Annotated in this window: 11 protein-coding genes; 3 read left to right on the top strand and 8 right to left on the bottom strand. The window is 66.1% G+C overall.

All coding sequences use genetic code 11. From position 1 onward, the window contains the following. From GGR00_RS27460 to GGR00_RS27435, 6 genes are all read right to left on the bottom strand, one after another. On the bottom strand, positions 1–169 hold a 169-nt coding region (locus tag GGR00_RS27460), incomplete at its 3' end, for a helix-turn-helix domain-containing protein (RefSeq protein WP_281389341.1). A gap of 256 nt (positions 170–425) precedes the next feature. Further along, positions 426–1475, bottom strand: coding sequence for a plasmid partitioning protein RepB (repB, locus tag GGR00_RS27455; RefSeq protein WP_184702647.1), 1050 nt, complete (start codon positions 1473–1475; stop codon positions 426–428). An 11-nt stretch (positions 1476–1486) separates the two neighbouring features. Further along, positions 1487–2683 (bottom strand): plasmid partitioning protein RepA, encoded by a 1197-nt coding sequence (repA, locus tag GGR00_RS27450; RefSeq protein WP_184702645.1) that lies wholly within the window; start codon positions 2681–2683, stop codon positions 1487–1489. Positions 2684–3049: 366 nt separating this feature from the next. Continuing rightward, positions 3050–3295, bottom strand: coding sequence for a WGR domain-containing protein (locus GGR00_RS27445; RefSeq protein ID WP_184702644.1), 246 nt, complete (start codon positions 3293–3295; stop codon positions 3050–3052). Between the two features lie 93 nt (positions 3296–3388). Further along, entirely contained in the window at positions 3389–6871 is a 3483-nt protein-coding gene (locus GGR00_RS27440; protein WP_184702642.1) for an indolepyruvate ferredoxin oxidoreductase family protein, read from the bottom strand. Between the two features lie 9 nt (positions 6872–6880). Then, the gene (locus GGR00_RS27435; RefSeq protein ID WP_184702640.1) at positions 6881–8284 is read right to left on the bottom strand and encodes an FAD-binding oxidoreductase; all 1404 of its coding nucleotides are present in this window, start codon (positions 8282–8284) and stop codon (positions 6881–6883) included. Between the two features lie 144 nt (positions 8285–8428). Between GGR00_RS27435 and GGR00_RS27430 the strand changes: the two genes are divergently transcribed. Genes GGR00_RS27430 through GGR00_RS27420 form a run of 3 tightly spaced genes read left to right on the top strand, consistent with a single transcriptional unit; the run spans position 8429 to position 11036 of the window. Further along, a complete protein-coding gene (locus tag GGR00_RS27430; RefSeq protein ID WP_184702638.1) occupies positions 8429–9178 on the top strand; it encodes a FadR/GntR family transcriptional regulator in 750 nt (249 codons plus the stop codon). Positions 9179–9216: 38 nt separating this feature from the next. After that, positions 9217–10209: an MDR family oxidoreductase gene (locus tag GGR00_RS27425; protein WP_184702636.1), complete on the top strand. Its 993-nt coding sequence runs from the start codon at positions 9217–9219 to the stop codon at positions 10207–10209. 17 nt (positions 10210–10226) lie between these two features. Further along, on the top strand, positions 10227–11036 hold the full coding sequence (locus GGR00_RS27420; RefSeq protein WP_184702634.1) for an enoyl-CoA hydratase/isomerase family protein: 810 nt from the start codon (positions 10227–10229) through the stop codon (positions 11034–11036). 12 nt (positions 11037–11048) lie between these two features. Here GGR00_RS27420 and GGR00_RS27415 read toward each other — a convergent pair whose 3' ends face one another. Both GGR00_RS27415 and GGR00_RS27410 read right to left on the bottom strand, forming a co-directional pair. After that, complete coding sequence (locus tag GGR00_RS27415; RefSeq protein ID WP_184702632.1) at positions 11049–12746, bottom strand: AMP-binding protein; 1698 nt, start codon at positions 12744–12746, stop codon at positions 11049–11051. Further along, positions 12746–13504: a FadR/GntR family transcriptional regulator gene (locus GGR00_RS27410; RefSeq protein WP_184702630.1), complete on the bottom strand. Its 759-nt coding sequence runs from the start codon at positions 13502–13504 to the stop codon at positions 12746–12748. The genes GGR00_RS27415 and GGR00_RS27410 overlap by 1 nt, the downstream gene beginning before the upstream one ends. Positions 13505–13517 lie beyond the last annotated feature (13 nt).

Here is a 13517-nt window from a genome sequence, read left to right as displayed (position 1 = left end):
CGCGATCGCTGGCGCCCAGCAAACCCTTGGCCTCGCACACGGCACGAAACACCTGCCACTTGTTGGCGCTGGCGCCCGGCGCACAGCTGTCGGCCGCCAATTGCCCTGCCACCATGGCAAGCGACAGCGACCGCCGCCCGAAGGGCGTCGTCGAGATATGCTCGATCATCCTCGTTCACCTCTTGTCGAGGCAAGCCAAAGGCGTTCCGGAACGCGTCCAGTGGTTGACAAGTCGGTCCGGAAATGATTCTCTCACAATTGCTACATTGATGAGGGCTTCCGGAATGGCGACGTTTCGGGGGCCTTTTTCTTGCCGTCTATCCTTCTGGTTCCAATCCTCTACGCACTCGGTACTGACGCACTACGCTCCTCATCCGCGGGGCGAGCTTCCAAGCATGCGCCCGATCCGCCAGACATGGACATTTCTAGCTCTGCCCGGACGCCCCGGCACGCTCCTGTTCGAACTTTTGCAGCAGCCTGGGCAGCTCCTCGCCGAGAAACTCCTCGAAGCCGTCGGCAATCTTTTCCACGAAATCGACGCGGGCCTTGCCTCTGGCGACCGTCAGGTGGGCCACCGCCCTGCCCTTGCCGTCGCGGATTTCGCGGGCGCCGCCGACAACCGGCTGGCCCCTGCGCTGCAGCCTCGTGAACAGCAGGTTGAAGCGCTCGTCGCTGGTCGCCTCGCGAAACCGCGCGCTCGACATTTCATCGTCGGCCTTGACCCGCCCCGCCTCGCTCTTGAGCAGATCCGCCAGCGCCATCCAGCGCGGCCGGCCAACCTTGGGCGCAGCGCCAATGGCGCGAACGATGTGCTCGGGCACCGCGTCCGCCACCTGAAGGAAGCGCGTCATCTCCGCCTTGTGCAGCGACAGCGCATCCTGAACCAGGCCGCGTTCGAAGCCGCGGCCGATCAACTCGTGCGCGAACAGCGCACGTTCGATGAAGGAGAGATCGCGGCGTTCGCTGTTTTCCTTGCCCTGGGCGAGAACCAGCTCGATGTCGGAAAGCGACCGCACGATCGCCAGCACGGCGACGCCAAGCCGGCTCGCAGCGCGCACGCGGCGGTGGCCGTAGGCCGTCTGGTAACGGCCTGGCTTGTCTGGATGCGGACGCAGTAGCACCGGCACCTGCTGGCCGGACGCCTCGATGCTCGCCACCAGCGCTTCGAAGTCGGCGTCATGATCCCCATGGTCGAGCCTATCGGCGACAAAGGAGGCCTCGATCAGCCCGGCATCCACCTGGACAACGCGCTCGGCGGTGTCGAGACTTTCCTTGAGCCGACGCGCTTCCTCGATTTCCCTCGACAGGCCGCCGAGGGAAAGTCCCATCGCCTTGACGGCGCCCGAGGCGCTGCGTGGCCGTGCCGGAGCCTCTGCTTCCACTGCCTTGACCGGCTCGGCGGCGGCCGGCGCCGCCGGCGCAGGGTCGACGGTGCCGAACAGGGCCTTAAGCTGATCCTTGCGGTTCTGTGCCATCGCAACCTCCCTCAGCCCGCCCGGTTCCAGGCCTTGACCATCAGGCCTTCGATCTCGTCGTTGACAGCTGTCAACGACTCCATGGCGCGGTCATAGGTGGCCCGGCTGAAGCTTTCGCGCGCCACTTCGTAGAGCGTCTGCTTGGTCAGGCCGGCGTCGGAAAAAGCGGTCGACTTGACCAGCGGCGCCGTCAGCACGCGGTCGCCGAACAGCGAGCGCAGGAAACCGACGATCTGCGTCTGCGGGCCGTCATTGGGTTCGTAGCGGGTGATCAGGTAGCGCATGAAATCGAAATTCAGCTCGCCACCCGCCTCGCGCACCACTGACAGCAGATCGGCAGTCATGAACAGGAACTGGCTCATCGAGGCCACGTCGAGCATTTGCGGGTGCACGGTCACCAGCACCGAGGTCGCGGCACAAAGCGCCGACAACGTCAGGAAGCCAAGCTGCGGCGGGCAGTCCATGACGACGACGTCGTAGTCGCCGGCGACTGTCTGCAGCGCTTCCTGCACGCGTGCGAAGAACATCGCCTTGCTATCGCCTCCGGTCTGGCGTGCTGCCAGCATCTGTGGCGTGGTGTGCTCGAATTCCTGCAGCTCGAGATTGCCCGGCACGAGGTCGAGCCCGTCGAAATAGGTCCTGCGGATGACGTCGACGAGAGGACGGCGCTCGTCGTCGTAGCGGATCGCGCCGTAAAGCGTGTCGTTGCCGTCGAGGTCCAGCTCCGGCTGATAGCCGAACAGCGCCGACATCGACGCCTGCGGGTCGAGGTCGATGGCAAGCACGCGATAACCGGCAAGGGCCAGGTGCTGGGCAAGATGGGTGCTGGTCGTGGTCTTTCCGGAGCCACCCTTGAAGTTGGTGACGGCGATGACCTGCATGTGCTCGCCGCGCCCCGCGTCGCGGCGCGGCAGATAGTGGCGTGCCTTGGTCGGGTTCTGCTCGGCAAGATGCCGGCGCAGCCCGTTGATGTCGTCGAGGGCATAATAGCGGCGCCCGCCTGCCCCGGTCTCGGGCTGCGGGCCCTCGCCTGCGATGGACAGCTGCCTGAGATAACCGTCGGAGACGCCGATCAGGCGCGCTGCTTCGCCGCTGGAAAACTTGCGCAGCGCCTTCTTCGAGGTCGGCGAGAACAGCCGGTCGCGCATCGCCTGCAACTGCGCGGAAAGCATCTCGGCGTCGCAGGCAATGGCACGGTCGGTCGCCATGGCTTCCACCTCTTCGCTCGCGTTTTCCGCCCGTGTCTGAACAGCCCCTGCCAAGTTCTTTAGTCCCTTCCCGGCTGCCCGATCGCGCGCTCACGGCGGACCAGACAAGCCTGCTACGGTTTATGCGCCGATTCGCTGCGGAATCCGAATCCGGGTTACGCCTTCACCAGTTTTTACGTGCTGGAGCGTGGATAACGGATCGATGAAGCAGTTACGCTAGGCGTATCGAAATACGTCACTTTACCGTAACAAGGTGCTGGAGCGCCCGAGTCGAGTCAACTTATTTATAGTTAACGGAAATTAACCATTATGACGGATACGAAACAATGATGCCGCCAGTCGTTTCGTCTCCGTCGTTGACAGCTGTCAACCGGCGTCGCGGTATCCGCGCCGCCGCTTGGACGCAGCCAGCTTGCAAAGGGCCGCTTCGGCGTCGGCAGCCTCGGCGAACAGATCGAGGCGGCGTCTTCCCGACGTGCCGATGCGGCCCCATTCGCGGACCAGCGCGGCGCAGCCAAACAGCGAACGCTCGACCGAGAGCCGATAGAACCGAGCCATGTTACGGCTCGGGTCACGACGCTGGAGATGCAGTGCTTGGGTCGGCTGTTCCATACGGCAGAATCGCCCCGCGCGATTCGGCCGTCCAATGAAAGTGCTGAATCGATCAGCCGGGATCGATTCAGCGTATTGATGCGAGGGTGCTGCTCAGGCAGCCTGACCCATCGCCGGGCCTTGCCCGAAGGCGGCAAGCAACTCGACCTTGCGCTTCTCGAAACGCTCGACCGAGGCGAGCTTGACATGGCCGTAGCCACGGACCGTGTCCGGCAGGGCGGCGAGTTCGGTGGCAGCCGCAAGGTTCTGCGGCGTCAACCGGACAACCACGTCCTCGACGAGTTCGAAATAGTCCGCGACCAGGCGCCGCTCCATCTTGCGCTCGGCCGTCCGGCCGAACGGATCAAAACGCGTGCCCCGGAGGCCCTTGAGGCGGGCGAGCACTGCGAAGGCCGGCTCGATCCAGCGGCCGATGGCGATCTTGGCGGGATGGCCTGTGCGCGGATCGATGCGGGTCAACATGGGCGGCGCCAGGTTGTACTGCAGCTTGAAGCCGTCCTCGAACTCCTCGGCGAGCTTCTGCCGGAACGCCGGATCGCGATGCAGGCGCGCCACCTCGTACTCGTCCTTGTAGGCCATCAGCTTGAACGCGGCCCTGGCGACCGCCTGGGCGAAGGCTTCCTGTCCAGGCGCGACCCGCGTCTCTGCCTGCCGTGCCTTGCCGACCAGCGCGCGATAGCGTTCGGCATAGGCGGCATTCTGGTAGCCGGTCAGGAACGCGACCCGCCCCGCGACGATCTCGTCAAGCGTCCGGACCGCCGGCGCGGATACCGGCGCCATGCCGGCCTGGCGGGTGACGAAGTCCATGTCCCCGGCCGAGCGCCGCCCCCAGGCAAAGGCGGCACGGTTCATCGCCACGCCGGCGCCATTGAGGTCGATCGCCTTTTCGATCGCCTCGCGGCTGACCGGCACGAACCCCTTCTGCCAGGCGTGGCCAAGCAGGAACATGTTGGCGGCAATCGCATCGCCGAACAGGGCCGTCGCAAGCTTCATGGCGGGCAGGGTGGTGAGCGCATCCTCGCCGCCGGCATTGCGCAGCCGGCGCAGGGTGGCGCCCTCGCGGAAGTCGATGGTCGTGTCCTTCACGAAGGATGCCGTCGGAGCGAAGTGATCGTCGACCACTGTCTTTGTGCGACCCTTGCCGAAGGTGGCGATGGCGTTCTGCGAGGCAGCGACCACGAGATCGAAGCCTAGCACCAGGTCGGCTTCGCCTGGTCCGATGCGCGCCGCATTGAGCTGCCCGGGCTGCTGCGCCAGGCGGATGTGCGAAACGACGGCGCCGTTCTTCTGCGCCAAGCCGGTCTGGTCGAGCGTCACCAGCGACAGGCCATCGAGATGGGCTGCCTGGGACAGAATCGCGCTGACGGTGATGACGCCGGTGCCACCGATGCCGGTCAGGAGCACGCTGTAGGGCTCCGCTCCGAGGGCAGGCCGCTTCGGCTCGGCAAGGCCGGCATCGACGCCGCCTGCGGCCTTGGCGCGCGGCTTGCGCAGTCGTCCCCCCTCGATGGTGACGAAGCTCGGGCAAAAACCCTTGATGCAGGACAGGTCGGTGTTGCAGCTTGACTGGTTGATAGCCCGCTTGCGCCCGAACTCGGTCTCACGCGGTTCGATCGAGATGCAGTTGGAGACCGCCGAACAGTCGCCGCAACCCTCGCAGACCAGCTCATTGATGAAGGCGCGCCTGGGCGACACGGGATAGGTGCCGCGCTTGCGCCGGCGGCGCTTTTCGGCGGCGCAGACCTGGTCGTAGACCAGCACGGTGACACCCTCGACCTCGCGCAATTCGCGCTGTACCTGATCGAGTTCGTCGCGATGGCGCACATTGACCGAGCGCGGCAACAAGCCCGCCAGCAGGTGCGGCCGTTCGGATACGACAACCACCTGCCGCGCGCCCTCGGCCAGCACCTGGCCGACAATCGACGGCACCGAAAGCTCCCCATCATGGCGCTGGCCACCGGTCATGGCGACCGCGTCGTTGTAGAGGATCTTGTAGGTGGCATTGACCTTGGCGGCGATGCCGGCGCGGATCGCCAGCAGGCCGGAATGGAAATAGGTGCCGTCACCCATGTTGACGAAGATGTGCTTCTCGTCGGTGAAGGGCGAGAGCCCGATCCACGAGCCGCCTTCGCCGCCCATCTGCGTGAAGGTCGAGGTGTCGCGCTCCATGCCGATCACCATCATGTGGCAGCCGATGCCGGTCGAGGCTCGGCTGCCCTTGGGCACTACGGTCGAGGTCGAGTGCGGGCAGCCCGAGCAGAAATAGGGCTCGCGATTGAGAAGGCCCTGTTCGGCAGGGGAGGGGGCTCCGACCTGCGCCAAGCGGGCCGAGCTTGCAGCAAGGCCGGCGTCCGCCGTGCCCAGCCATTTCAGGATGGCGCGCGCCACCGACAGCGCGCCGATTTCGCCGACCGAGGGGAGGAGAGGGGAGCCGTCCGGGCCGGACTTACCGAAGACCTGCGGCCGGCGGTCGCCGGGCAGGTTGAACAGCAGCGACTTGATCTGCTCCTCGATCACCGGACGCTTTTCCTCGACCACGAGGACCTGCTCCAGGCCGTCGGCGAACTCGCGCAAGCCCTCCGGCTCCAGCGGCCAGACCATGCCGACCTTGTAGAGACGGATACCGAGTTCGGCCGCGCGCGCCTCGTCGATGCCGAGAAGCGACAGGGCGCCCTTGAGGTCGAGCCAGGATTTTCCAGTCGAGACGACGCCGAGTTTTGCCTTGGGGGAGGGCCAGACCTGCCGGTCGAGGCGATTGGCGCGGGCGAAGGCGAGCACCGCCGCAAGCTTGGTCTCGAGCCTGCGTTCCATCGCCTGCTGGCCGTCGGGCCAGCGCATCGACAGGCCGTCGGCGGGCAAGGGCATGTCGGGGATGACGATCTCGAGCCGCGTCGGATCGAGATCGACTGTGGCCGAGCATTCGACGATTTCGGTCTGGCACTTGAAGCCGACCCAGGCGCCGGAATAGCGGCTCATCGCCCAGCCAAGCAGGCCGTAGTCGATGTATTCGCCGACGCCGGCCGGCGACAGCAGCGGCACCATCGCCGAGATCAAATTGTGTTCGCTCTGGTGAGGCAGGGTGGAGGACACAGCGCCATGATCGTCGCCGACGAGCAGCAGCACACCGCCGTGCTGGCTGGTGCCGACCGCATTGGCGTGACGGATGACATCCATGGTGCGGTCGACGCCGGGGCCCTTGCCGTACCACATGGAGAAGACGCCATCGTAACGTGCGCCGGGGAACATGCCGGCCTGCTGGGTGCCCCATACGGCGGTCGCTGCCATGTCCTCGTTGAGGCCCGGCTGGAAGACGATGTGGCTGGCCTTGAGATATTTCCTGGCGCTGCCCATCTCGCGGTCGAAGCCGGCCAGGGGTGAGCCACGATAGCCCGAAACGTAACCCGCCGTATTGAGGCCAGCGGCCAGGTCGCGCTGGCGCTGGACCATCGGCAGGCGCACCAGCGCCTGCGTACCGGACACCAGGATGCGGCCGCGCTCCAGCGTGTAGCGCTCGTCGAGCGCAGACGGCATCTCGACGGCAGGGGCGCTTTGTTCGGGGGACTTCACTGCGGTCATGGTGGAATCTCAGATGTTGGGCAGGGCAGGGCGCATGTCGAAGATACGGCCCCGATTGAGGATGTTGTTGGGATCGAGCGCGGCCTTGATGCGCCGCATCGCGGCCAGTTCGGCCGGCGTTCGGGTCAGGTGCAGGTAAGCCTTCTTGTCCAGGCCGATGCCATGTTCGGCAGAGATCGATCCGCCGGATTTGGCGACACAATCGAACACGGCCTTGGCGACCTCGTTGGGCCTGTCGGTGCGAACGACGTAGTGCAGGTTGCCGTCGCCGAGATGACCGAAAATGTAGGCGCGCGCCGATGGATCGGCCTGGCTCTGCGATACTTCGGCCAGATCGAGAAAGGCGCCCATGCGCGGCAGCGGCAGGCTAACGTCGAGGCTGAGCATCGCACCCTCGGCAAACAGGAAGCGGTTGCAGTCGTCGCGCAGCGTCCACAACGCCTGGTATTCGCGCTCCGACTGCGACAGCACGACGTCCTTGACCAGACCGTCCTCGATCGCCTGCGACAGCGCTTCGGTAAATGCTTCCTCGTCGGCGCCCGGCGCCATGCCCTGGACGTCGGTCAGCACATAGACGGGCGAGCCAAGGACGACGGGTGCCGTCAGCCCGAGCGCTGCGACCATGTCGCCCATCAGCGGCGCCAGGATGACCTCGAAACCGGAGAGCAGATTGCCGAGCCGGCCGCGCAGGAATTTGAGCAGGCCAAAGGCCGCGTCGAGCGACGCCAGCGAACAGAAGGCCGCGGACTGGGTGACGGGTTTCGAATGCAGCCTGAGGCAGGCGCGGGTGACGACGCCGAGCGTGCCTTCGCTGCCGACGAGAAGCTGGCCGAGGTCGTAGCCGGAATTGTCCTTGGCGAGCCCCTTCAGCGACGACAGCACGCTGCCGTCGGCCAGAACGGCTTCCAGCCCCAGCACCTGCGCCCGAAAATTGCCGTAGCGCAAAACGCGAATGCCGCCGGCGTTGGTGGCGATGTTGCCGCCGATGGTGGCTGTGCCTCGCGCACCGATGTCGACGCCGAACACCAGGCCTGCCGCATCGGCCTTTTCCTGTACGAGTTGCAACGGCACGCCGGCATCGGCGACGATCGTGCCGGCGGTCTGCTCGACCTCTTGCAGCGCCGTCATGCGTTCGAGCGAAAGTACGGCTTCGCCGGCCAGCACCCTCGCCGCGCCCGACAGCCCGGTGCGTCCGCCCTGCACGACCAGCGGCAGGCGAGCGGCGTTGCAGGCGTTGAGGATTTCGGCCACGTCGGCCGTATTGCGCGGCCGCAACACCAGTTCCGGCCGTGCGCCCGGCTCGCCGGAGAGATCGTCGCTGTAGCGCGGATCGATCGCATCGCCTGCCAGAATCGCGGCCTTGTCGAGCCGGGGCTGGAGAATGGATAAAACCTGTTCGGTCGGTCGCGCCATGATGCCTGGATGCCCCGGAGGAAGCCATTTCCGGGCGCTGTCTCGAGTCAGCTTATTTCGCTTGCAATATTTGTCAAACCTATATTGTTTATTCGCATGTCGAAGCGGGTGCCGGCCGTTGCTGGTCGCACCGACGGAGGACGAATGCCGATCGAATACCAGGATGTGGTGCGCACCGGCGTTGCCCGGCAAGTCGCCGACAAGATTCGCGCCGCCATTCTCGACGGCCGGCTGCAGATCGACGAGCGCCTGCCGACCGAGGAGGACCTGGCAAAAAGCTTCGGCATTTCGCGGCCCACCGTGCGCGAGGCCCTCAAGCGGCTCGCGGCCCAGAACCTGATCCGTTCGCAGCGTGGGCCGACCGGCGGCACCTTCGTCAGCCGACCCGACCCAGAAGGCCTGTCGTCGGCAATCACCGGGGCAGCGACCCTTCTTGTGGGCGTCGGCGCCTTCGACATCGACGAAATCATCGGCGCCCGGCTGGAGACGGAGGCCATCTGCTGCAGGCTGGCCTGCGAACGGCGCAGCGACGCCGACCTGGCGGCCATGCGCACCGAGATCACGCTGCAGCGTGGCTCCTCGCTCAGCGACGAGGACTTCTGTGCCTCGGACGTGCGGTTCCATCGCGCGGTGGTGCAAGCCGCCGGCAACGGCCCGCTCAGCTTGATGATGTACACTGTCGTCGAGGCGTTCATGCCGATCACCAACATGATCGTGTCCCAGGTGCGTGAGCGCCGCACCGTCGCCGACTTCCACGAGCGGCTGGCTGCAGCCCTCGAGGCGCGCGACTCCGCGGCTGCCTCCGGTGTGCTCGCCGAGCTTTTGACCTATCTTCGCGACAGCTACGCGACCGCTCTCAAGCGACGCGACGAACGCGAGGCCAAGCGCGGCTGACGCGCCCCACCCGACCCGATGACTTCTTGGAGAACGTTATGAGCGAGACTTTTACAGCTTTGATGCTGGAGGACGTCGACGGCAAGCCGCGCGCCGGCTTCCGCGAGATCACCAAGGCCGACCTGCCCGACAACGACGTTCTTGTCGAGGTCAGCTATTCGAGCCTCAACTACAAGGATGGACTCGCCGTTTCCGGCAAGGGCCGCATCGCCCGCCGCCTACCGATGGTCGCCGGCATCGACATTGCCGGTACCGTTGTCGAGTCGCGCTCGCCGGCTTGGAAGGCCGGCGACAAGGTCGTGGCCAATGGCTGGGGGATGTCGGAGACCGAATGGGGCGCCTACACGCGCTTCCAGCGACTGAAGCCGGAGTGGCTGATCCGCCTGCCCGAAGCGTTTTCCATGGAGCAGGCGATGGCCATCGGCACCGCCGGCTATACCGCCGCTCTGTGCGTCGACGCACTGGAGAACTGGGGTGCCATCCAGCCCGGCAAGGGCGAAGTGCTGGTGACCGGTGCTGCCGGCGGCGTCGGTTCGACGGCAGTCAGCCTGTTGTCCTCCAAGGGCTACACGGTCGTTGCCTCGACCGGCCGCGCCGAGACGCATGACTACCTGCGTTCGCTCGGTGCGACGTCCTTCCTCGACCGCGCCGAGCTTTCGGCGGAGGTCAAGCCGCTGCAGAAGGAACGCTGGAGCGGTGCTATCGATTCCGTCGGCTCGACGACGCTCGCCAACGTGTTGGCGCAGACGGTTTATGGCGGCGCTGTGGCGGCCTGCGGCCTTGCCGGCGGCCACACTCTGCCCGGAACCGTCATGCCCCACATCCTGCGCAGCGTGGCGCTGATCGGCGTCGATTCCGTCTTCGCCCCTATGGCCAAGCGCGAGAAGGCCTGGCAGACGCTGGCCGACCATCTCGACAAGTCCAAGCTGTCGGCGATGACCGAGACGCACAAGATGGCCGAACTGCCCGAACTCGCCAACCGCATCCTTGCCGGCGCGGTGCGCGGGCGTGTCGTCATCGAAATCGCGTGAGGGGAGGGGAGAGCAACATGAGCAGCGAAGTCGTACTCTGGGAAAAGGACGCGCAGGACGCGTTCGTCACCCTGACCCTCAACCGTCCCGACAAGATGAACGCCATGAACCAGGAGCTCGGCGACGCGCTCGAGGCGGCGATCGACCGCGCGGTCAAGGATCCTGAGATCCGCGCCATCATCATCACCGGCGCGGGGCGCGCCTTCACCGCCGGCTTCGACCTCGGCGGCGAAGATTTCGAAATGGACACCGAGGCCTGGCGCGAGGACATCGGCGCCAACATGCGCCGCATGAAGTTCATCCGCGAAGCGCCGATCCCGATCATCGCGGCGGTCAACGGCTTTGCGCTGGCCGGCGGGCTGGAGCTGATGATGTGCTGCGACATGACGATCGCAGCCGAGGACGCAATGCTCGGCGAGCCGGAAGTGCGTCACGTCTCGGCGCCGCCGACGCTGATGCTGCCCTGGACGGTGCCGATGATCCACGCCCGCCACTTGATGTATACCGGCGACCTGATCGACGGCCGCGAGGCGGCACGCATCCATCTCGTCAACAAGGCTGTGCCGCGCGACCAGCTGAAGGCGGAGGCCGAAAAGCTGGCCCGCAAATGCGCCCGCATGCCAGGCGCGGCGATCAAGTTCGCCAAGGCGGCGCTCAACCACCAGCAGCAGACCGCGGGACTGGAAAGCTCGTGGACCTACAATCGCGAAACCACGGCGATCCTGCACGGTTCCGAGGAAGGACGCTACTGGATGCGGCTGCTCAAGGAGCATTCGCTGAAGGAGTTCCTCGACATCCGCGAGAAGCCGTTCCGCGACCTCGACTGAGCTTGATACGGGTCAGGCGCCCTTGGGCGCCTGACCACCGCCTGCCTGCAATGCCTCGAACAGGTCGGCATGGTTGCGCAGGTAGCGCGACTGCACGATCTGCCCCTTGTCCGACAATTCGCCCTTGGTCCGGTCGGCCGGTGCCGTCGCCAGGTCGAAACGGGCAATCGCCGTCGACCCAGAGGGATTGGCGGCGTTCCAGCCGGCAATCCGCGTGCTGATTTCGTCGACGCGATCCCTGCCCGTTGCCGAGACGAAAACCAGCGCCACCAGCCGGTCGCGATTCTCTCCGGAAATGACGATGTCGTCGGCGAGCGGCGCGCATTGCGCCATCAGCCCGGCGCGCAGCGGTCCGGTGCGCACCTTGACCCCGCTCGACAGCTTGAAATCCTCCGCGAGCCGGCCATCGAAGCCGAACACCGGCATGCCGTCCGAACGCTGGCGCAACACGACGGCGTCGCCGGTGCGGTAGAAGCCATGCTCGTCCATCGCCAACGGCACCCTGCGGCCCTCGATCAGATAGCAGGGCGCGATGTTGGGACCCGAGACGCGCAGTTCGCTGCGGCCATCGATGTCGACCAACGCCACGCGATGGCCGGGCAAGGGATGGCCGAGCTCGCCCGGCCGCTCCAGCGGCGCGGGCGAAAGCGTGATGGTCGATGCGGCTTCAGTCGCGCCATAGCCTGAGAGTATCTGGAAATCGCCATGGGCGTCGCGGAAGTCGGCGAGCCGGCGCCAGAGCCCGGCATCGATGCCGGCGCCGGCAAAGAAGATCGCCCGCAGCTTGCGCGTAAACGCCGCGGCCGCGGCATGATCGTTCTCCAGCCTGTCGAGCAGCAGCTTCAGGCCGAGCGGCACCGCGACATGCATGGTCGGAGAGACCTCCGCCATGACCCTCACGCTCGCCTCGAAGGTCGACGGGCTGGGCGCGACGTCGACATGCATAGCGCCACCGTTCCAGATCACCTTGAAGATGTTGTCGAGGCCACCGAAGACGTGGTGCCAGGGCAGCCAGTCGACCAGCACCGGCGGCGTCTCGGCCACGAAGGGCCACATCGCGGCGATGGCGCTTTGATTGGACGAGATCATGCCGCGGGTGATCGGCACGCCTTTCGGCGCTCCGGTACTGCCCGAGGTGAAGAAGATCGCCGCCCAGTCGTCCGGCGAGGCGTCGGCATCCGACGGCATGGCCGCTTCGCCCATGCTTTCGCGGGCGAGGTCGCCAAGCGAGACCGCCCCCATGCCCGCGATGGCCGCATGCCCTGCGGGTGCCACGATCAGCCTCGGCTTGGCGGCTTCGACAAACAGCTTTGTCGCATCGCTTTCGACGCCATCGCGGAAAGCAAAAGGCGGCAGCGCCGCATGGACGAAACCGCCGGAGAGACAAGCGAGCTTGAGCACCAGCGCATCGATGCCGGCCGGAGCCAGCGTCGCCACGCAATCGCCCTTGGCAAGGCCGTAGCGGCCTGCAAGCGCCTGTCGCATCGCGCGCGACCGGCGAAGCGCATCGCCGTAGCCGATCGAGCACCTGTTGCCGTCGCCAGGCTCGGACAGCAATACCCTATCCGGCGCCACTCCCGCCCATTTGCCGAGCCGCGCCAGGATATCCGGCCTTTCGGCCGGCAGCGCGATCGAACTGCGGTAGACGCGGCGCCCATCCGGAAGCGGTTCCTCGATCAGCTCCTGACCGGGGGCCAGCAGCTGGCTCATCAGGCTTCGTGCCTCTGGGGGGCATCGCCTTGCCGTGCCGAAAGCGCCTTTTCGTAGACGCTCGACTGGTAGGCGATCAGTTCCTCGAAAGCGGCGATGGCAGCCGCGGCGTCGCGGGCGCGCAGCGCCTCCAGGATGTCGGCATGCAGCGACACGACGCGGCCGCGCTCGCGGAAGCGGAAGGAGATCATGTTGGTCGCCGGGATCAGCGAGTCGTTGACCACGAGCATGATGAAGCGCAGCTCGTTGTTGCCGGTGGCCTGGGCGATGGCGTGGTGGAAGGCGACATCGAGCCGGCAAAACTCCTCGTCGGAGATATCATCGCGCTCGAAGGCCTCCAGCGTCGCCTCGATCGACTCGAGGTCCTCGGCAGTGGCGCGTTCGGCCGCAAGCTGCACGCAGGTACGGCCGAGGAACAGCCGCGCCTCGACGATCTCGGTGAGCCCGAAGACGCCAAGGCCGACAAACCAGGTCGTCATCTCCTGCAGCATCTGGCTGGCTGCGGTGAGCGATGGCGCATTGACGAAGACGCCGCCATTGGGACCGCGCTTCGAGCGCACCAGCTTCTTCGCCGCCAGGATCTTCAGCGCCTCGCGCACGGTCGGCTGCGAAACGCCGAAGCGCTGCGCGATCTCGGCTTCGGAAGGCAATCGGGCCTCGACGCTGAGCGCGCCCTGCACAATCTCCTGCTGGAGCGCCGTAGCGATCTGATGTGCCAGACTCTTGGTGGCCTGGACTGCCTGCTTGGCCTCCTCCATGCGCGTATTCTCT

This window comes from Aminobacter aganoensis (assembly GCF_014206975.1).
Lineage (GTDB): Bacteria > Pseudomonadota > Alphaproteobacteria > Rhizobiales > Rhizobiaceae > Aminobacter > Aminobacter aganoensis.
The sequence above is the reverse complement of the archived record's forward strand: the minus strand, read 5'-3'. Positions and strand labels throughout refer to the sequence as shown.